The sequence below is a fragment of the Nevskia sp. genome (assembly GCF_023266035.1).
Taxonomy (GTDB): domain Bacteria; phylum Pseudomonadota; class Gammaproteobacteria; order Nevskiales; family Nevskiaceae; genus Nevskia.
This window is the reverse complement of record NZ_JAHFRY010000007.1, coordinates 5847-27530: the sequence shown is the minus strand read 5'-3', so window position 1 is coordinate 27530 and position 21684 is coordinate 5847. Positions and strand designations below refer to the sequence as shown.

20 protein-coding genes are annotated in these 21684 nt (G+C 62.2%); 11 read left to right on the top strand and 9 right to left on the bottom strand.

The annotated features are described in order from the left end of the window. Positions 1-85: 85 nt before the first annotated feature. A complete protein-coding gene (locus Q0D45_RS01540) occupies positions 86-2050 on the top strand; it encodes an ATP-binding protein (RefSeq protein WP_293387591.1) in 1965 nt (654 codons plus the stop codon). Positions 2051-2226: 176 nt separating this feature from the next. On the opposite strand, the gene Q0D45_RS01535 is transcribed toward Q0D45_RS01540, so the two are convergent. From Q0D45_RS01535 to Q0D45_RS01520, 4 genes are all read right to left on the bottom strand, one after another. Beyond that, on the bottom strand, positions 2227-2577 hold the full coding sequence (locus Q0D45_RS01535; protein ID WP_293387589.1) for a nucleotidyltransferase domain-containing protein: 351 nt from the start codon (positions 2575-2577) through the stop codon (positions 2227-2229). Next, positions 2574-2876 (bottom strand): hypothetical protein, encoded by a 303-nt coding sequence (locus Q0D45_RS01530; protein WP_293387587.1) that lies wholly within the window; start codon positions 2874-2876, stop codon positions 2574-2576. Before Q0D45_RS01530 ends, Q0D45_RS01535 begins: the two co-directional genes overlap by 4 nt. Then, positions 2863-3366 (bottom strand): hypothetical protein, encoded by a 504-nt coding sequence (locus tag Q0D45_RS01525; protein WP_293387585.1) that lies wholly within the window; start codon positions 3364-3366, stop codon positions 2863-2865. The genes Q0D45_RS01530 and Q0D45_RS01525 overlap by 14 nt, the downstream gene beginning before the upstream one ends. A 185-nt stretch (positions 3367-3551) precedes the next feature. Further along, positions 3552-4403 (bottom strand): restriction endonuclease, encoded by an 852-nt coding sequence (locus Q0D45_RS01520; protein WP_293387583.1) that lies wholly within the window; start codon positions 4401-4403, stop codon positions 3552-3554. Positions 4404-4697: 294 nt separating this feature from the next. On the opposite strand from Q0D45_RS01520, the gene Q0D45_RS01515 reads away from it, so the two are divergent. Next, positions 4698-6350, top strand: a complete 1653-nt coding sequence (locus Q0D45_RS01515; protein ID WP_293387581.1) for an AMP-binding protein — start codon at positions 4698-4700, stop codon at positions 6348-6350. A gap of 27 nt (positions 6351-6377) precedes the next feature. On the opposite strand, the gene Q0D45_RS01510 is transcribed toward Q0D45_RS01515, so the two are convergent. Then, the gene (locus tag Q0D45_RS01510; RefSeq protein ID WP_293387579.1) at positions 6378-6797 is read right to left on the bottom strand and encodes a DUF1801 domain-containing protein; all 420 of its coding nucleotides are present in this window, start codon (positions 6795-6797) and stop codon (positions 6378-6380) included. Between the two features lie 298 nt (positions 6798-7095). Here Q0D45_RS01510 and Q0D45_RS01505 point away from each other — a divergent pair, with 298 nt between their 5' ends. Further along, positions 7096-8028 carry a DMT family transporter gene (locus Q0D45_RS01505; RefSeq protein ID WP_293387577.1) on the top strand — a complete coding sequence of 311 codons (933 nt, stop codon included), beginning with the start codon at positions 7096-7098 and terminating at the stop codon, positions 8026-8028. A 10-nt stretch (positions 8029-8038) separates the two neighbouring features. Here the strand turns inward: Q0D45_RS01505 and Q0D45_RS01500 are convergent, their stop codons facing one another. From Q0D45_RS01500 to Q0D45_RS01490, 3 genes are read right to left on the bottom strand one after another with little or no spacing between them, the layout of a single operon-like run. After that, entirely contained in the window at positions 8039-9871 is a 1833-nt protein-coding gene (locus Q0D45_RS01500; RefSeq protein WP_293387575.1) for a phage tail sheath subtilisin-like domain-containing protein, read from the bottom strand. Between the two features lie 32 nt (positions 9872-9903). Next, complete coding sequence (locus Q0D45_RS01495; RefSeq protein WP_293387573.1) at positions 9904-10443, bottom strand: hypothetical protein; 540 nt, start codon at positions 10441-10443, stop codon at positions 9904-9906. A 59-nt stretch (positions 10444-10502) separates the two neighbouring features. Then, positions 10503-10643: a hypothetical protein gene (locus Q0D45_RS01490; RefSeq protein WP_293387571.1), complete on the bottom strand. Its 141-nt coding sequence runs from the start codon at positions 10641-10643 to the stop codon at positions 10503-10505. A gap of 214 nt (positions 10644-10857) precedes the next feature. On the opposite strand from Q0D45_RS01490, the gene Q0D45_RS01485 reads away from it, so the two are divergent. Both Q0D45_RS01485 and Q0D45_RS01480 read left to right on the top strand, forming a co-directional pair. Then, positions 10858-11883 carry a M14 family zinc carboxypeptidase gene (locus tag Q0D45_RS01485; RefSeq protein WP_293387569.1) on the top strand — a complete coding sequence of 342 codons (1026 nt, stop codon included), beginning with the start codon at positions 10858-10860 and terminating at the stop codon, positions 11881-11883. Beyond that, positions 11880-12635: an alpha/beta hydrolase gene (locus Q0D45_RS01480; protein ID WP_293387567.1), complete on the top strand. Its 756-nt coding sequence runs from the start codon at positions 11880-11882 to the stop codon at positions 12633-12635. Before Q0D45_RS01485 ends, Q0D45_RS01480 begins: the two co-directional genes overlap by 4 nt. Positions 12636-12728: 93 nt before the next feature. Here Q0D45_RS01480 and Q0D45_RS01475 read toward each other — a convergent pair whose 3' ends face one another. Further along, positions 12729-15191, bottom strand: coding sequence for an esterase-like activity of phytase family protein (locus Q0D45_RS01475; RefSeq protein ID WP_293387565.1), 2463 nt, complete (start codon positions 15189-15191; stop codon positions 12729-12731). A 261-nt stretch (positions 15192-15452) separates the two neighbouring features. Between Q0D45_RS01475 and Q0D45_RS01470 the strand changes: the two genes are divergently transcribed. From Q0D45_RS01470 to Q0D45_RS01445, 6 genes are all read left to right on the top strand, one after another. Further along, on the top strand, positions 15453-16667 hold the full coding sequence (locus tag Q0D45_RS01470) for an iron-containing alcohol dehydrogenase (RefSeq protein ID WP_293387563.1): 1215 nt from the start codon (positions 15453-15455) through the stop codon (positions 16665-16667). 60 nt (positions 16668-16727) lie between these two features. Continuing rightward, positions 16728-17756, top strand: coding sequence for a PHB depolymerase family esterase (locus tag Q0D45_RS01465; RefSeq protein WP_293387561.1), 1029 nt, complete (start codon positions 16728-16730; stop codon positions 17754-17756). Positions 17757-17766: 10 nt separating this feature from the next. Beyond that, positions 17767-18303, top strand: a complete 537-nt coding sequence (locus tag Q0D45_RS01460) for an NUDIX hydrolase (protein ID WP_293387559.1) — start codon at positions 17767-17769, stop codon at positions 18301-18303. Positions 18304-18373: 70 nt separating this feature from the next. Next, positions 18374-18775, top strand: a complete 402-nt coding sequence (locus tag Q0D45_RS01455) for a glycine zipper family protein (RefSeq protein WP_293387557.1) — start codon at positions 18374-18376, stop codon at positions 18773-18775. Positions 18776-19007: 232 nt separating this feature from the next. After that, on the top strand, positions 19008-20942 hold the full coding sequence (gene thiC, locus Q0D45_RS01450; RefSeq protein WP_293387555.1) for a phosphomethylpyrimidine synthase ThiC: 1935 nt from the start codon (positions 19008-19010) through the stop codon (positions 20940-20942). Positions 20943-21050: 108 nt separating this feature from the next. Further along, the coding region (locus Q0D45_RS01445) for a Fic/DOC family N-terminal domain-containing protein (protein WP_293387553.1) at positions 21051-21684 on the top strand (634 nt) is incomplete at its 3' end.

The window sequence follows — 21684 nt, the reverse complement described above, 5'->3', positions numbered from 1 at the left end:
CTGATTGTCAACAAATAGTCCATAGCGGACGCTCAGAACTGGGGTGTACTGTAAAACGTTAATTCGACCAAGGACCTCATGGCTAATGGCGACCCAGCAATATGATGTAGAGGTGCAGCCCGACTTTCTCAAGAAGATCACTGGTGCCAAGCCCGTTCAAGCGCTTGCTGAACTGATTTGGAATGGGCTCGATGCTGATGCAAGCGATATCGGTGTTTTCTTTAACTACAACGAGCTCGATACGCTTTCAGAAGTGGTAATTCGCGACAACGGGACTGGCATTGCTCGCGACAAGGCGCCTGAGTACTTCAGGCGTCTTGGTGGCTCTTGGAAGCGTCCTGGGGCGCTATCGAAAAAGGGCCGGTTTCTGCATGGCCAAGAAGGTCGGGGGCGGTTCAAAGCTTTTGCCGTTGGCGATTTTGCAGAATGGGCAGTTGCGTATGAGAAAAATGGTTGTTCATGGGTATACACCATAAAGATGTCCGCCTCGGACATCCGGCACGTTTCAATCTCAGACGAGGTGAAAAGTCCGGGCGCGCCATACGGCGTGAAGCTCACCATTTCAGAGCCCCACAAAGACTTCACCACATTTGTTAGTCAAGCGGGGCTGCACTCTCTTACAGAGATCTTCGCGCTGTATTTGGCGGATTATCCAGATGTCCATGTGGCAGTCGGAGGACATCGGATTGACCCAAAAGCAGTAATTGTCAGTCGAAAGACATTCGATCTGGCAGACATTAATACTGGTAGCACGATCCATCCGGCGCGGCTCGAGATCGTAGAATGGAGAGGAATTTCGAATCGTGCTCTTTTCCTGTGCAATGAGAAGCGGTTCCCACTTGCGCAGGCGGATCGACGCTTCCATGTAGGTGATTTTCAGTTCACTGCGTATTTGGAGTCTTCATATCTTAGCGCGCTGCAGAAGGATGCCACAGTGGAGCTTGCCGAAATGCAGCCTCCGATGGTGGCGGCGATAGACGATTCGGTAGTTGCAATCAAGGAATACTTTCGCGGACGCGCTGCTGCAACAGCGCGCGGGTACGTTGAAGAATGGAAAGCTGAACAGGTTTACCCATTTTCTGAGGAACCAAAAACGCAAGTTGAACAGGTTGAACGTCAAGTGTTCGATATCGTTGCGGTGAACGTAGCTCAACACCTCCCGGACTTCGAGAAGGGACAAACACAGAACAAGGCGTTTCACCTTCGCATGCTTCGTCAGGCGATTGAAAAAAGCCCAGAGGAGCTGCAGCTGATCCTTTCGGAAGTGCTGAAGCTACCCAAGCGTAAGCAAGAAGAATTAGCCGACCTGCTTCGTGACGTTTCCCTATCCGCCATCATCAGCTCAGCGAAAATTGTTGCTGATCGGCTGAGATTTCTGACTGGGCTCGAAGCAATTCTCTTTGATGCCGAACCAAAAAAGCGACTCAAAGAACGAAGCCAGCTTCATCGGATCATCGCTCAGAACACTTGGCTTTTTGGAGAAGAGTTCAGCCTTTCAGTTGATGATCAATCACTTACTGAGGTGCTCAGGAAGCACAAGAAGATTCTTTGTGAAGGGATAGTTATTGACGCGCCCGTAAAGCATATTTCTCAGGAACGCGGGATAGTCGATTTAATGCTTTCGCGAGCGATGCGCACCCACCGTGCGAACAGTCTCTCCCATCTAGTGGTTGAGCTTAAGGCGCCAACAGTGAAGCTTGATCGAAACGAGATATCTCAGATAGAAGGCTATGCCGCATCGGTTGTTGCCGATGAACGTTTTCGAAACATAGACGTCCAGTGGCAATTCTGGGCAATCAGTGATGATTTGGGAGCTGTAGGCAAATTTCGGGTTGGCAAGGGCGATGGACAGATCATGCGACATGACAACATCGCCGTGTACCTGAAAACTTGGGCGCAGGTCATCGACGAAAATCGGGCTAGGCTGCAGTTTTTCCAGGAAAAGCTTGAGTATCAAGCCGACAAGGGTGCTTCTTTAAAATTTTTGCAAGAGCGGTACGCTAAATATTTGGAGGGTGTTCTTGACGATTCAGCCGCGCTAGAGCAGTGAAGCAAATAATAGGAGGAGGTTGCGACGGTCCGGCGTCACCGTTTAAAAGCGACTTGAGTATCTGAGAAATAGAGAATGACAGTTTCTGGCACAAATGTGACGCAGCTCGCAGTCCGATATCAGCCTCAATCGGACGCTCGCGAGTCGCCCTTGGGTGCACACCGAATTAGAAGTAATTAATTTAGATAGCCTTCGCAGACGCAGCCTCGGCTAAACAAGCAGATTGAGCTTAAGAAGAACTTCGGTCGAAGTTCGTCCCATTCGCCTGGGGTGAGCAATACAATGTTGACGGGCAGGCCGAGATTCTGTGTCGTTGCGTCAACGATCAAAGGCATCGCGAGACGCAGCTCGCCCCACTGCGGACTCTTGTGAGGTGTCATCGATACGATTGCCAAGTCGCAGTCGTTCGGCCGCATTGCTCCCCGAGCCATTGAACCGAAAAGCTCGATTCGAGCAACCAGATGCAGGACTTGATTTGCCGCTTGAATGAGGTTTTCAGAGATTGATGATGCTTGTGTTTCGTTCATTTTCCGAATCGCGCGAAGAGTGCGCCGTGGGGCAAAATTTCTACTCCGCTTCCATTAGCGTGTTTTCTGGCTTCCGACGAAACCTCGCTCCACGAAGCGTAAGAGATGACGTTGCCGCCCAGACCCCTGACCTTATCGACGATGTCGATCGAAACGATGTATTCGTCAGGGGTTGGTGTATAGATCCGGTAGGACCTGCCGTTATAGTTGGCGATGATGAGAGGGACGCTGCCCTTTTCCAAGGTGACGCCCGCAATGCCCAGAAGCTGTTCGTAAAGCCACCAGTTATTTGAACTCATTGGGTTGCCTTGCTCCCTTAGTCTTGGTTATCAGTCCATCGCGAACTGTCTCAACGTGTCGAGTGATTCCAGCAGGGAACTGAAATTTCTCGTAAAGCTCTGTCGGATTCTTCTGGAAGATTTCGTACATCGCGATATGCTGAAACAGTGCCATGTATCGTGCGATCGAATCGCACTCGTCGATCAAGTGTGACTTGGTGCGGATTATCGAGGCGATCTGTGCGTTGTTAGGTACCAGGACCTTTTCTTTGACCTGCTTCCAGACCTCACCTGCTGTGTCGCGTCTAAGAGGGTCCTTGGGAAATGAGGGCGGTCCAGCTTCATTGAACGCTTTTGAATTCGTCAGAAGCAGCGCGAAAAGTGGGTCGTAAAACTCTGCTAGTTGTTGGGATAGGTAGTCGAGCCTCTTCACAGCCAGTTGGTTATTAAGCTGAATTCGCCCTTGGACGTAGATCCTCCACAGGCCTATTCCTGCGGTGAATGCCAACATCAGAATAGCTCCAACGAGCGGCCAGTCCCCCGACTGGTACCAGGGCGTCGCCGTCATCGCGGCTATCGGAGGATTAGGCGTGGTCATCGGCCACCAAGATGCAATTACGAGTACGCCCGATGATGCCATTGAGTGGCCGCTTCTGGCACATAGATGTCCGAAGGACATCGGTCTATTGCCGAAGGTCAAGACCTAGGAAGGATGCCCCGGCATTTCGGGTAAGTGCTGCATGCATAAAATGTTTGACCGGCATTCGCGCCTTGCTTTGCAGTCCTTCGAACCATCTGTGACCCACATTTCGGGCAGTTTGGTGACGTGGTCTTCGACGCTTCGGCCGACCTTGATGCTGGGGCTGCCGCTGCGGGAGGCGTTCGTACGCCGGCTCGCTTTGTACGCAGGAGTTGATTCGCGTCCACCAACTCGATGTTCCTGCCTTCCGCGAATGCGCGGGCGTCGGGAGTGAACGGTCCGATTGATACGACGTACCCACCAGTCGCTCCACGTGCTGCGATAAGACCGAACAGCTCACGAACCACGCCGACACCGACCTGCGTTGCGCGCCATTGCTTGCACTGGATCAGGAAGATCTCCGCTCCCTTGCTGGCGACGACATCCACGCCGCCGTCGGCGCCGTCGGGTGTGAAGCGGACGGAGTAGCCGAGACGCTCGAAGTGCGCGCCGACCAGTTGCTCGAATTCCTTCCAGGTCAGTTGGGCAAGCGGCGCGGCAGTGGTTCTGGTTTCGGCATCCGCCAGCAATTTTGTTCTGCGGCGCTTGCCGACCCAGGAAATCAGGGCGGCGAAGACGCAGGCGGCCGGCGCGATCAACTGCATGAACATGCCCAGCGTGCGCGCCATCATTGGCCCGTAGGCGGCACCGAGTCCGGAGACCGTTGTCGGCTTCGGCAGCTCGATCTGGGCGAGTTGGTGGAAGCCGAGCCAGGAGACGAAGGCGAGGATCAGGCAAGCCTGCCAAGGGAGGCGCGACAGGATTTCTACCCAGTCGTCGAATGCGGATTTTCCTTTGCGGCGTGGCATTGGCAGTTGAAGTTAGCGGCGGTGTCATGCCGGCCCCAAAACTAGGTGCCGCCGGCTCCTGAGCTCCACCTTAAGCTAAACGCATCTGTGCTCACACTGAACCCAGCGGAAACAGAGCTGCTTAGGTTGCCGTGCTTGCAGCACCGTCAGTCAGTTTCATCATGAGAGACATGGTGGGTATGTCGGCAACTGCGGCGCTGGAGCGAGCCTCAGCTAGCCACCCCGAGTGATGTGGCAGCAAAGCGCCGGCCGGAATATTGTGCGGGCACCGCGAATCTGAAAGTCAGAGAAACCATGCCCGCACACCGCCATGGAAGCACCGATATCCCGCTGTTCGAGCAGACCATTGGCGACTACTTCGAAGCCACGGTCCGGCGCTTTGCCGATCGCGAAGCGCTGGTGATGCCGCACCAGCAGATTCGCTGGACCTATCGGCAACTCGACGAGCAGGTGGATCGCGTGGCGCGTGGTCTGTTGGCTCGGGGTTATGCGAAGGGCGAGCGGATCGGGGTCTGGGCGCCGAATCTGGTCGAGTGGGTGCTGATGCAGCACGCCACCGCCAAGCTCGGCGTGATTCAGGTCAACATCAATCCAGCCTACCGTGCGCACGAGATGGCGCATGCGCTGCGTCGGTCCGGCTGCAAGGGAATACTCGCGGCGCGCAGTTTCAAGACCAGCAACTATCGGGCGATGCTCGATGAGGTGCGCGGTGAATGCCCGGCGCTGCGCGATCTGATCTTCATCGACGAGCCGGGTGAGCCTGGAGACTGGGCGCAGCTGCTGGCCGATGCGGAGCAGGTGCCGCAGGCCGATCTCGTTGCGCGCATGAAGACGTTGATGCCAAACGATCCGATCAACATCCAGTACACCTCGGGCACCACCGGCACGCCGAAAGGCGCGACCTTGAGCCATCGCAACATCCTCAACAACGCCTACTTCGCGGGCGTGATCATGGGCTTCACCGAGCAGGATCGTCACTGCGTGCCGGTGCCGTTCTATCACTGCGCGGGCATGGTGATGGGTACGCTGATGTGCGCCGCGCACGGCGCCACCCTGGTGGTGCCGGCGGCCAGCTTCGATCCGGGAGAGACCCTTGCGGCGATCGAGCGGGAACGCTGCACGTCTTCGATGTGCGTGCCGACCATGCACATCGCCATGCTCGCGCACAAAGACTTCGCGACCACTGACAAATCCAGCCTGCGCACCGGTGCCATCGGTGGTTCGCCGTGCCCAGTGGAAGTGATGAAACGCCTGGTCGACGATTTCCACATGCCGGAGCTGACCATCATCTACGGCATGACCGAAACTTCGCCGCTGTCGACCCAGACGGCCCGCGATGACGCACTCGACAAGCGCGTGGGAACAGTCGGCAGAGTCCATCCGCATGTCGAGATCCGCGTCGCCAATCCCGATACCGGCGAGACCTGTGGCTACGGGGAAACCGGCGAATTCCAGACGCGTGGCTACTCGGTGATGCTCGGCTACTGGAACGACGACAAGCGCACCCAGGAAGCAATCACGCCGGAAGGCTGGATGCGCACCGGCGATCTCGCGACGATGGACGAGCAGGGTTACGTGAACATCGTCGGCCGCACCAAGGACATGATCATTCGCGGGGGCGAGAACGTGTATCCGAGAGAGATCGAGGAATTCCTCTACTCGCATCCGGACATTCTCGATGTGCAGATCATCGGCGTGCCGGACGAGAAGTACGGCGAGGAAGTGATGGCCAGCGTGATCATGAAGGCTGGCCGCGTGCCGCTCACGCTCGATGTGCTCCGAGCGTTCTGCAAAGACCGGCTGGCCCACTACAAGATCCCGCGCTATCTGGACGTGGTCACCGAGTATCCGATGACCGTGAGCGGCAAGGTACGCAAGGTGGAAATGCGGGCGCAGGCGGTGCAGAAGCTGGGTCTTGAAAAGGCGGCGGCCGTTCAGACGGCTTGACGCCCTTGCAGGGCTGGCGCGTAACGCTCAGGACTTCGCTTTCTTCGAAGTCTTCGACTTGCTGGAACGGTTGAGCGCTATCGCTTCGAGAATGAGCGCCTTGAAGGCAGACTCGTCCACTGCTTCTGTTTCGTGGATGTCGATCGCGCGGCGCACGTTGCCGTCGAGACTCGAATTGAAGAGATGGCTTGGGTCCTTCAGGGATGCGCCCTTGGCGAAGGTGAGTTTCACCTTGTCCTTGTAGGACTCGCCGGTGCAGATGATGCCGTCGTGCGACCAGACCGGCGTGCCCATCCACTTCCACTCCTCGACGACCTCCGGGTCCGCTTCCTGAATGAGCTTGCGAACTGTGCCGAGTGTTGCCCCGCGCCAGCCGCCGAGTTCGGTGATCCGTTTCGAGATGAGTTCCGATGCCGACGGGCCGAGGCTCGCATCCGAAGTTTTCATGTTCGTATCCTGAAAGTCAGCGCTGGCGAAAATTCGGAACGACGCCGAGAAACGTCGCGTCGCTCGGCATCACCGTAGCCGATGCGGTACTGGCTCGTCTTCATCCCGGCTAGCCAGGTGCGAACAGCCATTGCCAGGCACAGCGGCGCGCGGCCTTCGACGTAAGCGCCCTATCGCTGTCAGACTGCCGAGTCTGTCCGATGGGGATCGGATTTCGCAGCGATAAGGAAGGGGCTCAACCGTGGCAATGGATGGCACAAACGAAGGGGCGGAGATGTCGCGCGCAGCTCAGGTGCGCATGGCTCCTGTGTCTGCCGGCCATCCTCCGCTGATCCTCCATCCGTTCCGTGGCGTGATGCTGGTGGCGGCCGCCGTGCTGCTATTCGCCTGCATGGATACGACGACCAAGTACCTGACGGCAGACTTCGCGCCGCCAATCGTCATCGCCGTGCGCTACACCGTGCAATGCCTGCTGATGGTGCTGCTGCTGACGCCCAGCCACGGCCGCCGTCTGGTCCAGACCCGGAGAACCGGTCTGGTGGTGCTGCGGGCAGCCTGTCTGGCGCTGGCCTCATTGGTGATGGCGATCGCCTTCAATCGCCTGCCGATCGCCGAGGCCACGGCGATCGTGTTCCTGTCGCCTCTGCTGGTGGTACTGCTCTCCGGTTTCACCTTGGGCGAGCGTGTTGGCAGCGTCGGCATTGCGGCTGCGGTCGGCGGGTTCATCGGCGTGGTGCTGATCGCAAGGCCAGGCAGCGGGCTCGATTCCCTGGGCGTCCTCTGCGCCCTGTGCGGAGCGGCTCTGATTGCGACCTATCAGCTCCTATCCCGCGTGCTGGCGCGAACCGAGGGCACGGTAGCCATGCTGTTCTACACGGCGCTGCTGGGCGTGGCGATCTACGGGCTGGTGTTTCCCTGGTTCTGGGAAGGCCGGATGCCGAGCCTCCTGCAGGCGGCGCTGCTGGTCAGCACGGGCATCACCGGTGGCCTGGGGCATTTCCTGTTCACCGCAGCTCATCGCCATGCGCCGGCGTCGCTGCTCGCGCCGGTGATGTACGTCCAGCTGATGTGGGCGTCCCTGCTGGGTTGGCTGGTGTTCAGTCATGTACCCGAGCAGATCAGCATCATCGGTATGTGCGTGGTCGCTGTATCAGGGGCAGCGGTTGCGCTGCACTCACGTTCGTCGCGTATTGCGCCGGCCGTGGTCACGATACCGGCCGACCCATCCTGACCAGTGCTGATCAAGCTCGGGAGTCAGCAGTTTTCTGGCTGACGCGGAAGATCACGAACTCGGCGGGTCGGGTCGCAGCGACGCCGATCTGGCAGACCATGCGGCCGTTGTCGAGATCGTTCTGGGTCATCGTCGAGCGGTCACAACGAACGAAATAAGCTTCTTCGGGCTTGGTGCCGAGCAGTGCGCCGTTGCGCCACTGCAGGTAGAGAAAGTCCTGGATTGTGCTCCTGATGTTGGCCCACAGGCGCTCGCCGTTCGGCTCGAACACTGACCATTGCGTGGATTTTTCGATCGAGTGTTCGAGGTAGATGAACAGGCGCCGCAGGTTCACGTACTTCCATTCGGGGTCCGAGCCCAGCGTGCGGGCACCCCACACGCGATAGCCGCGGCCTTCGAAGAAGCGCAGGCAGTTCACGCCCTCGGGGTTGAGCACCTCCTGCTGCGCCTTGTTGATAGTGACCTCGAAGCGCGTGATGCCGCGCACCACCTCGTTGGCCGGCGCCTTGTGCACGCCGCGCTCGATGTCGTTGCGGGCGTAGATGCCGGCGATGAATCCCGAGGGCGGCAGCAGCAGCTTGCGTGGCTGCTCGCCCGGTGCTGGTCTAGACAGCGGATCGACGACCTCGACCCAGGGGTGATAGAGCGCGGCGTAGCTGCTGTCGAACTTGCTGCGGAAGCTGCGCACGTCGGATAGCGAGCTATGCAGTGCGGCATCGATCACCGCGATGCGGTAACGATGAAGCTCCGCGTGGCCGATCAGATGCTGGGCAACGGCCTGCACGTCTTCCGGCGTCGGCATGGCGCCGCCGTCGGGCACTGCGACGATGGCGATGTCCTCGACGGCGGCCAGCGCTTCGAGGCCGGTGGCGTGATCGCCTGCGACGCCGCGGAATTCATCGGGGCTGGGCAATGCGCCATCGAGCCCGCCGCCGAGACGCTTGCTGGCCGATTGCAGGCCCAGCGCGAGCGCAGCGGCTGCGAAGCGATCGTCGCTGGCTGACCACTCCAGATAGACCATCGCGTTGTCGTCTTCGGGATCGTCGATCGCCAGCAGCTTGCCGATGTAGCGGCGTTGGTCCGGATGCGTGGCGAGCTGATCGTAAGCGTCGATGCGACCGGCGGGCCCGGTCACGGTGACGCGCAGTTGCACCAGCGATAGCTGCGAGCCTGCTGCGAGCGCCACGGGTGTGCCGCTGCTGTCGATGAAGGTCTGCTTGCCGTTCGGGTCCATCTCGACGACTCGCAGCGTGCTCGCCAGCAGCGGTGCATTGCCGATGGGCAAGGTGCCTCCAGAAGCGGTGACTTCGAGCACGGTACCAGCGAGCACGTTCTTCGCCTGGATACCCCAGGCGTGCTTGCCGAGCTCATCACTCGAATACTCAAAAGCGATGTTCTTGCCGCGCAACGCCTGCACGTCGATGAGTACGTTACCGTCTGCACCCGGCCAGCGCGCGCGCCATGTTGCACTGCCATCAGTGGTCGCTACGGCAAGACTTGCAGTGCATTCCTCGGCCTTCTTGCCGGCTGCTGGCGCGTAGACGCGCGACACGTAAAGCCGACTACCGCCGTTGTCGAAGAACGCACGCACTGCGTGGGCGAGGTAGGCGATGCGCGTACCGCTGGCCAGTTCGAGCGGCGCCACGCCACCGTAGATGCGCTCGAATTCGGAGTAGGACGTGAGCAGCCGCGGCTGCGTCTTGCCGGGTCCATTTGGATAAGCGACGGGCCCGAAGCGGGTGATGCCGGCAAAACCGGCGGTGCTGGTCGGCACGCCGTCGATCGCCTTGGCGCGAAAGCTCGTTTCTTCGACGTAGACGCCGGGCGCCTTGTACTCGGGCATTGCCTGTCCCCCGCTTCAGTTCAGACGCAGTATCAGCGGATCGCCATCGATTCTGCTTCACCCGCGAGCGGCAAAAGGGCCCAGGCCTGCTCGGTGGTTGCCGGCAAGGGCACATCCAGCGCCAGCGCTGGCAACAGCAGGCGATCGTTGCGCACGTAGCCTGCGAGCACTCGGGCCGGATCATCGATCAGGCGACGATAGCGGCGACGGTGGTTGCGGAAGTGGTCGCGGCTGAGGATTGCGCCATTGCAGGCATTGGCTTGCTTCAGTAGCACGCGATCGGCCGGAATGCCGGATGGCACTTCGAAGGCGAGCCCGTCGAGCTGGATCAGCTGTGCGTAAGCCTCGGCATCGTCTTTCAGCTGATAACGCGCGCTGGCATCGAAGCACAGCACCGCGTCATGCCCCACAGCCAGCAGGCCGGCGATCAGCGTGATCGGCAGTCGCAGCGAAGGCGGCTGGCCGCACCAGTACGCCACGTTGAGCGCATCGACGAACAGCGATCGCCGGCCGCCATCGACATGCGGAACGGTTTCAGGACCGGAAGGCAGCAGCAGGATGTCGGCGGGCATGGGTCAGCATTGTGCCCGCCCGCCGCAGATGTGGCGGCTACTGCGTGAAGCTATGGCGCTTACGAAGAAAGCGCTTCCTTGCTATGCCGCGCCTGACGCTGCGAGCGCTGCAGTGCGACGAATTCGAGCATCCCCAGCACCATCATGCCGCCAAGGATGATCGAGGGATGGGTGCTCAGTTTTCTAACCATGCCAGTCATGTCAGTGTCCTCCTTGTCGTGAACCCGGCCTCTCGCTGATGCGAGCGCCAGTTCACGAGCGGACCGTAGTCGCTGACGGTGACGCTGGTATTGCAGTGGCATGACAATCGCGGGTGTATGCCTCAGATGTCTAAGCAATGACACATTTGCGACGTATCGTGCCGAGGCACAGATCCGCATCGTCCATCCGCATGCCCAGTCCACAGTCCCTTCAGTGACCTTCACCGAAATACCGCAGCTCGCCGAGCTGCAGAGCCTGATCGAGGAAGGCCACCCGCAGCTTCAGGCGCGCATCGTCTGCGAGGTGCAGGCCGGGCAACGCCGGTTTCCGATCCATGCGCTGACCCTGGGCAATCCGTCTCCGGAGGTGCCGGCGGTCGGTTTCTTCGGCGGCGTGCACGGGCTGGAGCGGATCGGCGCCGATGTGGTGATCGCCTATCTGCGCAGCCTGGTGAAGCGTCTGCATTGGGACAGCGTGCTGCACGAGCAATTGCAGGGCGTGCGGCTGATCTTCATGCCGCTGGTCAATCCGGGTGGCCTGTGGCTGGGCACGCGCGCCAATCCGAATGGTGTCGATCTGATGCGCAACGCGCCGATGGACGCCGTCGAGCCGGTGCCGTTCATGATCGGCGGCCAACGTTACAGCCGTGGTCTGCCCTGGTATCGCGGTGAGCCCGGCGTGCCGATGGAAGCCGAAGGTGCGGCGCTGTGCGCGTTCGTCGAAGAGGAATTGCTGAGCCGCCGCTTCAGCCTGGCAGTGGATTGCCACTCCGGTTTCGGCAGCGATGACCGCATCTGGTTTCCGTTCGCGCACACCACGCGACCGATCCGGCATCTGCCGGAAATCCATGCGCTGCAGACCATCTTCGAGCAGACCCACGCCTATCACCGCTACGTCTTCGAGCCTCAAAGCCAGCAGTACCTGACTCATGGCGATCTCTGGGATTACCTTTATCTGCGTGCTCAAACGCAAGGAGACAAGGTCTTCCTGCCGCTGACCCTGGAAATGGGTTCCTGGCTGTGGATCAAGAAAAACCCGCGACAGGCGTTCTCGCGCCTGGGCATCTTCAATCCGCTGATCAATCATCGTCAGCAGCGGGTCATGCGCCGGCACATCGCCCTGCTCGATTTTCTGGCCCGAGCCGGCAGCGGCTATCAGCGCTGGCTGCCGACCACCGTCACAGCGCGCCAACAACACCTGAGTGCAGCCATGATGCGCTGGTATCGCAGCAAGTCATGAGCGACGCACTCACCACCTGGGTACTGCTGCGTGGCCTGATGCGCGACAGCCGCCACTGGGGCGATTTCCCGCAGGCCTTTGCCCGCGAGATGCCCGGTGCCCGCATCGAGCTGCTGGACTTCCCCGGCAATGGCGCGCTCAACGAACAGAGCAGCGCCAGCAGTGTCGACGCGATGGCCGACTACTGCCGGGCCGAACTGCAACGCCGTGGCCTCAAGCCGCCGTATCGGCTGCTGGCGATGTCGCTGGGCGCGATGGCGGCCACCTCATGGGCGAGCCGCTATCCGCAGGAACTGGATGCCTGCGTGCTGATCAACACCAGCCTGCGGCCGTTCAGTCCGCCGCATTGGCGGCTGCGTCCTGCGGCCTGGCCGGCGGTGTTGCGTCTGGCTTTGCGACCACCTGCGGTGCGGGCGATCGAGCGGATGATCCTTCGCCTCACCAGCCGCCTGGCGCGCGACCCCGAAACCCTGCTGGACGACTGGACCCAGTGGCGCCTGAGCCATCCGGTGTCCCGCGCCAATGCGCTGCGGCAACTGCTGGCGGCTGCCAGGTACCGCGCACCGATTGCGGCACCGGCGACGCGGCTGCTGATCCTCAACAGCGCGCGTGATGCCCTGGTCGACAGCCGTTGCTCCCAGCGCCTGGCCAGGCGTTGGGACTGCGAGATTGCGGTTCATCCGAGCGCCGGGCATGACCTGCCGCTCGATGATGGCGCCTGGGTGATCGAGCAGATTCGTCGCTGGCTTTAGGGCCGCCCAAAAAAGAAGCCGGCCCTGAGGCCGGCTTCTTGAAGATTGCAGCGACTGCTTTTTCTGATTCGGTAAACCGCGATCAACGCCCCATCAACGCAAGACCAGCGGCTGATCGAGCTTGAGCAGGATGAATTCCGAATCATCCGCCTGGCTGCTACCGACATGGCGGCCGACGCTGAACGGGAAGTTGTTGTCGTTGATCACGCCGATCCGGTTCTGGTCGATCACCACCACGTCTTCGATGGTCGTGAACGGGAACGAGAACGGGTTGCCGAGGCCGATGTCGCCTGGCTGGCCCGGCAGCGAGATGCCGGCCGGATCGGCGATGTTCTGCAGATCGACCAGCGGCGCCTTGATCACGTCGGCGCCATCGACATTGCTCAGGCGGATGCGGTTGATCGCCTTGTAGCCGGCGGTGTTGCCCTGGCTGCCATCGCGTTCGATGACCAGGCCTTCGCCCAGTGCATTGAACAGCACGAAGTCACCGATGTTGGTGCCGCGCGCGTCGAGCGGGTAGTAGTTGCGCCGGCCGGTGTAGCGCTTCGCGGCCAGGTTGAACTCGCTGATCTGCAGGCGACGCGGATCGGCACCCGCCAGCGGCCGTTCCAGCATCGGGTACAGCGTGGTGCCAGCGGTGTTGATCGCCATGCCTTCGAAGCCGCCGCTGCCCGCCGCCCGGAACGGCGCGGTGGCGATCGTCGAGCGGTACGGCCAGTACAGGCCGGCCAGCCACGGCGAGGTGCTGCCGTTCGCTTCCGGTTGCAGGTTGGTGCCGTCATCGGAATCGCCGAGGCGCGTCTGATCGGTGATCACCGGGAAATCGCCGAACAGGAACACCGTGCGGATTTCCGGCACCGCCTCCTGCACCAGCAGCAGGGTGCGGAAGTCGAAGCTCTGGATGTCGGTACGCGCCTGCATCCGGCGGCGCACCACCACCTCGGCCAGCGAGCGCGCCATCACTTCCGGTGCGAAGGTGCGGTCCTTGTAGACGTTGCCGAGCGCATCGCGATCCGAGCGCGGGTTGAGCTTGGTCTCGATGTTGAAGCGGACCTTGCGCGCCGTCGCCAGTTTCTGCGCGGCGCCGGTCAGGAAGCGGCCGGGGCCGACGCTGTAGTACTGCGCGTAGAAATCGACGAAGTCGTAGAGCTGGTTGACGGTCGGCACGATGTAAGGATCGAGCAGCCGGCGGCTGGCGGCGAACGCCGTGGCCACTGGCGACAGCGCGCGATCGTTCTGCTGGCTCGGGCCGCGGAACAGCTTGTCGCAGATGAATTGCGCCTGGATATCGGCGACGTTCAGGCTGCGGATCAGCACTTCGTTGGCGGTGGTGTACGGCGCGCCGTCGGCACGGCGGCACTTGCCGGCTTCGATGTAGGGGTCGTGGAACAGCACGGCGACCTTGTCGAGGCTGACGCCGGTATCGGTCTCCAAGGTCGTCATCAGATTGTCGAGTGCGACTTCCATCGCCGGCAGCGTGTTCTCCGGCCGCAGATCACGACCGCCGCGATGGCCCTGGACGTCGAACTTGGCCGCGTCCGGCAGACCGTCGGCACCGAGGTAGTCGCCCGGCGTGCCGTCGCCATTGGCGTCGAATTCGCGCACCGCCTGCAGCAGCAGATCGGGGCGATCGGAGATCAGGCCGCTGACGTTCCTGGCCATCAGCGACAGCATCGTCGCCTTGTCGTCGACCGTGTACGGCACCACCGGGAAGCCGGCGGCGCGCAGCAGGGCGATGTCGTGGATGTCGCTGGCAGCCGGCACCAGATCAGCCGGCGAGTTGCTGCCGCGGGCGTAGCTGGCGTTCGGGTTGGAGCCCGGGAACTTCAGTTCCGGGAAGTACGGCGAGAACACCGGCGTCTTGGTGCCACCGTGCGCGAAGGCGTTGGCGCGCACCGCATTCATGATGCGGACGGCTGCCGTTTCCTCGTTGTACGGATTCTGCGGCGCGCGCACTTCACGGCCGGGGTTGTCGAAATCAGGCAGTGCGATCGGCGCTTCCAGCACCTTGCCGGTGGCGTCGGTATGCAGCAGGAACGGACCGAATTCGTCGCCGAACCACAGCGAGCCGTCCGGCGCGCGCTGCATCGATTCGATGTCGAAATCGGCGCCGGTCAGCACCCGCGCTTCGGAGTAGTGGTTGACGATCGCGAACGGGATGCGGCGATCGGGATCGCGCAGTTCGATGTTGCCGAGCACGTCGATGGTGCCGGTGCCGCCCTGGGCGGTTTCGAGGTTGGTGCGCACGGTGTAGACGCGCAGATTGAAGTCCGCCGAGGTCTGCAGGCTGCCGTAGCCGTTGTCCGGCATCACGTTGAACGTGCCGTCGGCATTGCGCAGCACGGCGGAAAAGCCCTGCACCGGCTGGCGATCCAGGAACGGCGGCGTGATGCCGTTGATCGGCGCACTGCCGATGTACTGGCCGGAGGTCGGCCCGGCGGAGAAGGTGAGGGCGGGCAACACGGCGCGGCCTTCGAGCGTCGTTGCGGCGGCCGCCTGGGTGCTGACGAGCACGGCGGCGATTGCCGCCAGCCTGAATCTTTTATCGATGTTCATGACCACGGTCCGACTCCTTAAGCACGATCAGGGAGCCGGTAGGGTGGCGAGTGGAGGTGTCGTTGCCGTGGCGGGCAGATAACGCGACTGTGAAGATGGACGGCCCGGAATCATGCGATTCGCGCAGGGGCCGCACGACAGTAAGCAACATTGTTTTAGGCGACCTGTGGCCGAAGTCGGGGTTGACGTGTCACCTTTGCGCCCGCGCGATCAGCCCGCATCGTCCGCGACAATTCAGATTGCTGTACTCGGAGAAGCCGCATGATTCCTTTCTCGATCCAGGTTTTTGTCTTCAAGGTCTTCCAGTTCCTGCTGAAGTGGTCGACCAAGCTGCTGACCTTCCGCACGCCGGAACTGTTCAGCGGCCCCGGTTCCTCGCTGCAGCTCTGCGATCACATCGCCACCCGCACTGGCGTCAAGAACCTGCTGATCGTCACCGACGGCATGCTGGTCAAGCTCGGCCTGCTGAACCCGATGCAGCAGCGGCTCACCGAGCTGGGCGTGCGCTACGTGGTCTATGACGGCGTGCTGCCGAACCCGACGATCGAGCAGATCGAAACGGGCCTGGCGATGCTCAAGCGCGAAGGCTGCACGGCGATCCTGGCGATCGGCGGTGGTTCCTCGATCGACGCCGCGAAAGTGATCGCGGCGCGCGCGCGCAATCCGCACAAGATTGTCCACATGGCCGGCCTGATGCGGGTGTTTTTCAAGCCGATGCCGCTGTACGCGGTGCCGACCACTGCCGGCACCGGTTCGGAAGTGACGATCGCCGCCGTGGTGTCCGATCCATCCACCACCCGCAAGTTCGCGATCATGGATCCGAAGCTGGTGCCGATCGGCGCCGCACTCGATGGCGCCCTGATGACCGGCCTGCCGGCGCACATCACCGCCGCCACCGGCATGGATGCGCTCACTCATGCGGTGGAGGCCTACATCTCGCGCAACCACACGCCGATGACCGATGCCGAAGCGCTCGACGCGACGCGACTGATCATGCAGAACCTGCCGACCGCAGTGACCGATGGCAGCAATATCGAAGCGCGCCAGAACATGGCCGTGGCCTCGTTCAAGGCCGGCGTCGCGTTCACCACCGCCGGCGTCGGCTATGTGCACGCGATCGCCCACAACTTCGGCGCCTATTACCACATGCCCCACGGCCTCGCGAACGCCGTGGTGCTGCCGCGGGTGCTCGATTTCTCGAAGCCGGAATGCACGCCGCGCCTCGCCAAGCTGGCCGAAGTCAGCGGCCTGAAGCACGGTGGCGAAAGCGATGCCCAGCTCGCCGATGCCTTCATTGCCCATGTCCGCAAGCTCAACGCCGACTTCGGTATCCCGACCCAGGTCGAGAAGCTGAAGGCCGCGGATATCCCGGCGATCACCGGCAAGGCGCTCAGCGAAGCGCACTGGACGTACGCGGTGCCGCGATACATGGACAATAGCGATTGTCAGGCCTTCATCAGCCAGATGCTGCCGTGATCTGAGCCGGTCTCCGCAGCCCCAGAAAATCCAGAAAAGCTTCGTCCATCGGGGAGCGTTGTGAGATCTTTTCAGTTCAAGTGGGCCGCCATTCTGCTGATCGGTGTACTGACCGCGTGCACAGGAAGCAGTGAACCCCTAGTCGGCGATGGCGGCGGAGAAACGCCATCGGCACCGAGCGGCAGCATCGATCCGGTCAACGGCAATCTGACCACCGACGCGCCGATCGGCAGCAGCACGGTCAGTGACGGCGTCGGCGTGATCCGGGTAGCCGATGGCACCACGGCGACCTCGATGAGCCTGGACGTCAACGGCCGACTGCGGCGCTATGTGGTGATGCGGCCGACGGCGTCCTCCGGCAACGCGCCGGTGCTGATCCTGCTGCATCCCTCGCTGACCGCGCCGGAATCGATGGCGAATCTGACCCGGGTCTCCGAGTACGTGCTGACCCAGGGTTTCTGGGCGGTGATGCCGGAAGCGATCGGCGGCAGCTGGCAGGATGATCCGTCCGGTCTCGGCGATCAGGACGTGCCGTTCATCTCGGCGCTGATCGACAAGCTGGTGGTCGATGGCGGCGTCGACGCCAGCCGTTTCTATGCGGCCGGCTTTTCCAGCGGCGGCTTCATGGCCGAGCGCCTGGCTTGCGATCTGTCCGACAAGATCGCCGCGTTCGGCATCGTTTCGGCGGCGCTGCGGTCCAGCCAGGCCGCGGTCTGCTTTCCGGCGAAGCAGCGCGCGAAAGTCTATTTTCTCGGCACTGCCGATCTGATCGTTCCGTACAACGGGCTGCTCGGGCAGTTCGACAACGGCGTGAGATCGGCCGCCAGCACCATCGATTTCTGGACCGCGCAGCAGCAGTGCAATGGCGAGGTGCTGACCACGGCCATTCCGGATGCCGAGCGCGATGGCACCACCGTCGAGTTGCAGGAACGCACCGGCTGCACGGCCGGCACCCGGCTGCAGCTCTACACCTTGACCGGCGGCGGCCACGCCTGGCCGGGCGGCGAGTCGACGATCTTCGGCGTCACCTCCCGGGATATCGCCGCCACCGGCCTGATCTGGCGGTTCGTCAACGGCTACCGTCGCTGAGCCCGCAGAGATGACCGAAGAAATGCCCATCGAAACCCTGCACGAAGGACGCTTCCTGCGCCTGCTCCGCAATGACACCTGGGAGTACGTGTCACGGCCGCATGCGCGCGGCGCCGCGTTCATCGCCGCACGGACCGATGACGGCGAGCTGGTGCTGGTCGAGCAATACCGGGTGCCCTTGCAGTCGGCCTGCATCGAACTGCCGGCCGGCATCGTCGGCGACGAAGCCGCGTTTGCCGACGAGGATTTCGAAGCCGCCGCGCTGCGCGAACTCGAAGAGGAAACCGGCTACCGCGCCGGAAGAATCCAGCACATCCTGACCGGCCCGACCGCGCCCGGTATGTCCTCCGAACTGCTGCATTTCTATGTCGCGACCCGGCTCGAGCGCATCCATGACGGCGGCGGTGTGGAAGGCGAGAACATCACCGTGCACCGGGTGCCGATCGCGACCATCCAGCCCTGGCTGGCCGCCCAGGCGGCGGCCGGCAAGCGTATCGATCCGCGCGTCTATGTCGGCCTGTGGTTCCTGGCTCAGACGCCGGCTTGATCATTCGGGCCTGTCGCAGGGCATCATTCCCGTCAAATCAATACGGTGCCCGCCGATGAACAGGTTCCGGATGTCCTTCGTCTGCTTGCTGCTCGCCGGTCTCGGCGGTTGCGCCGCGTCGCGGCCGGTGTTGTACCCGAACCAGACCTTGAACCAGAGCGGCCAGGCCGCCGGCGCTGCCGCGATCCAGGACTGCAAGCGCAAGGCGGATGCGGCGAACGTCGATGATCCGCAGGCGGGCGCGGTGGCGAAATCGACCGGTGTCGGCGCCGCCGTCGGTGCTGCGACCGGTGCGGCCGTCGGTGCGGTGCTCGGCAATGCCGGACGCGGTGCGGCAGCCGGTGCCGCCGGTGGCGGCGCCCAGGGCCTGATCAGCGGCCTGTTCCGCTCGTCCGGGCCAAGCCCGCTGTACAAGGCTTATGTCGACCGTTGCCTGCGCGATCAGGGCTATGAAGTTCTAGGCTGGAAGTAGGCCAAGCCGTCGATTCGGCTTGCCGCAGCGCGCCCGCTGGCCTATCGTCGCGCCAACAAGCTGGGGGTGCCGGCTGTGACGATCATCCGATCGACGCGGCGGGCTGAGAGCAAACCCTTGGAACCTGGCCGCGGCCTTCTGACGTTATGGAGCCCGGCGTAGGGAAGGCTTGCGGCCTGCCGCGCATTCGCGTGCTGCCGCGTCTTCCCGTCGATATGACCGAGGAAGACTCATGAGTGCCGTCCCGAAATCCGCCGTTGATGCGCTGACCCAGACCCGCGCCGATGAACTGAGCGCCGAGGTTCGCGAGCCGTTCGCCAGGAGCCGCAAGGTCTATGTCGAAGGCTCCCGCCCGGACATCCGCGTGCCGATGCGCGAAATCATCCAGACGCCGACCCGACTGCACAACAGGAAGGAAGGCGACGCGGGCGAAGTCGCCAATCCGCCGCTCACTGTCTACGACACCGCCGGCCCGTACACCGATCCGGAAGTCCGCATCGACCTGATGAAGGGCCTCGAGCCGCTGCGCGCGAACTGGATTGCCGAGCGCGGCGACACCGAAGAACTGAAAGGCCCGACCTCGATCTTTGGCCGCATCCGCGCCGCCGACGACAAGACCGCAGCCTTGCGCTTCAGCCATATCCGCAAGCCGCTGCGCGCCCGAACGATCAACGGGAAAGGCGCCAACGTCAGCCAGATGCACTACGCGCGTCAGGGCATCATCACGCCGGAAATGGAGTTCGTCGCGATCCGCGAGAACATCCGTGTGCAGGAACTGCACGACAGCTACCAGGCCGCCGGCTATCTGAAGCGTCACGCCGGCCAGAGCTTCGGCGCCAGCATCCCGGAAGTGATCACGCCGGAATTCGTCCGCAGCGAAATCGCCCGCGGCCGCGCCATCATCCCGGCCAACATCAACCACCCGGAACTGGAGCCGATGATCATCGGCCGCAACTTCCTGGTGAAGATCAACGCCAACATCGGCAACAGCGCCGTCACCTCGTCGATCGCCGAAGAAGTCGAGAAGATGGTCTGGTCGACGCGCTGGGGCGGCGACACGGTGATGGATTTGTCCACCGGCAAGAACATCCACGAAACCCGCGAGTGGATCATCCGCAACTCGCCGGTGCCGATCGGCACCGTGCCGATCTACCAGGCGCTGGAGAAGGTCAACGGCAAGGCCGAAGACCTGACATGGGAAATCTTCCGCGACACCCTGATCGAACAAGCCGAGCAGGGCGTCGACTACTTCACCATCCACGCCGGCGTGCGCCTCAAGTACATCCCGCTGACCGCCGAACGGGTCACCGGCATCGTCAGCCGCGGCGGTTCGATCCTCGCCAAGTGGTGCCTCGCGCATCACCAGGAAAACTTCCTGTACACGCATTTCGAAGACATCTGCGAAATCATGAAGGCCTACGACGTGTCGTTCAGCCTCGGCGACGGCCTGCGTCCGGGCTCGATCGCCGACGCCAATGACGCGGCCCAGTTCGGCGAGCTTGAAACGCTCGGCGAGTTGACCCAGATCGCCTGGAAGCACGACGTGCAGGTGATGATCGAAGGCCCCGGCCATGTGCCGATGCACCTGATCAAGGAGAACATGGAGAAGCAGTTGAAAGACTGCGACGAAGCGCCGTTCTACACGCTGGGGCCGCTGACCACGGACATCGCGCCGGGTTACGACCACATCACGTCCGGAATCGGTGCCGCGATGATCGGCTGGTTCGGCACCGCGATGCTCTGCTATGTCACGCCCAAGGAGCATCTGGGCCTGCCGGACAAGAACGACGTCCGCGTCGGCATCGTCACCTACAAGATCGCCGCCCACGCCGCCGACCTCGCCAAGGGTCATCCAGCCGCCCAGGTGCGCGACAACGCCTTGAGCAAGGCGCGCTTCGAGTTCCGCTGGGAAGACCAGTTCAACCTCGGCCTCGATCCCGAAAAGGCCAAGGAATTCCACGACGAAACTCTGCCGCAGGAAGGCGCGAAGCTCGCCCATTTCTGCTCGATGTGCGGCCCGCACTTTTGCTCGATGAAGATCACCCAGGACGTGCGCGACTACGCCGCTCAGCAGAAGCTCGATGCCGCAGATGCCCTGGCGCACGGCATGGCCGACAAGGCCGCCGAATTCAAGGCGGGGGGGGCGGAGGTTTATCGGCGGGAGTGAGGCAAGACATCGCAAGAGCGGCATTTTGATCGTCTTGTAACGATTTAATTGAAAAAGTCGTCACAAGAATTCACGATGCGAGCTCATGTGATGACTTGAGCGATCGCGATGGACTCCCGGCTTGGGCGCTATCAGCTGTGCAACACGACGGGAGAAAGCTACGGCGCTTTCATCCCGCCGCCGTTGCCGCCGCAGCCGCCACTCGTTTTCGATACCGAACTGCTGGCGCTGCTTGAAGAAGCCAATCGCCTGCTCGGCCGGCTGGATGGCCTGGCCAGCGCGCTGCCGGACCCGCAACTGTTGCTCTATCAGTACGTCCGCAAGGAAGCCGTGCTGTCTTCGCAGATCGAAGGGACGCAGTCGTCTCTGTCCGATCTGCTGATCCACGAACTAGACGAAGCACCGGGCGTGCCGGAAGACGATGTTGAGGAAGTGTCCTGCTATGTCCGGGCGCTGAATCACGGTCTCGATCGCCTGGCGTCCTTGCCACTGTCCTTGCGTCTGCTGAGGGAAATGCACGCAGTGCTGCTGGCCGGCGGTCGCGGTGCAGACAAGCAGCCGGGCGAGTTCCGGCGCAGCCAGAACTGGCTGGGCGGCACCCGGCCCGGCAACGCGGTGTTCGTGCCGCCGCCGCCGGAACAGCTGATGGACTGTCTCGGCCCTTTCGAGACCTTCCTGCATGACCCGCAGACCCCGCCGCTGATCAAGGCAGCGCTCGCCCATGTGCAGTTCGAGACCATCC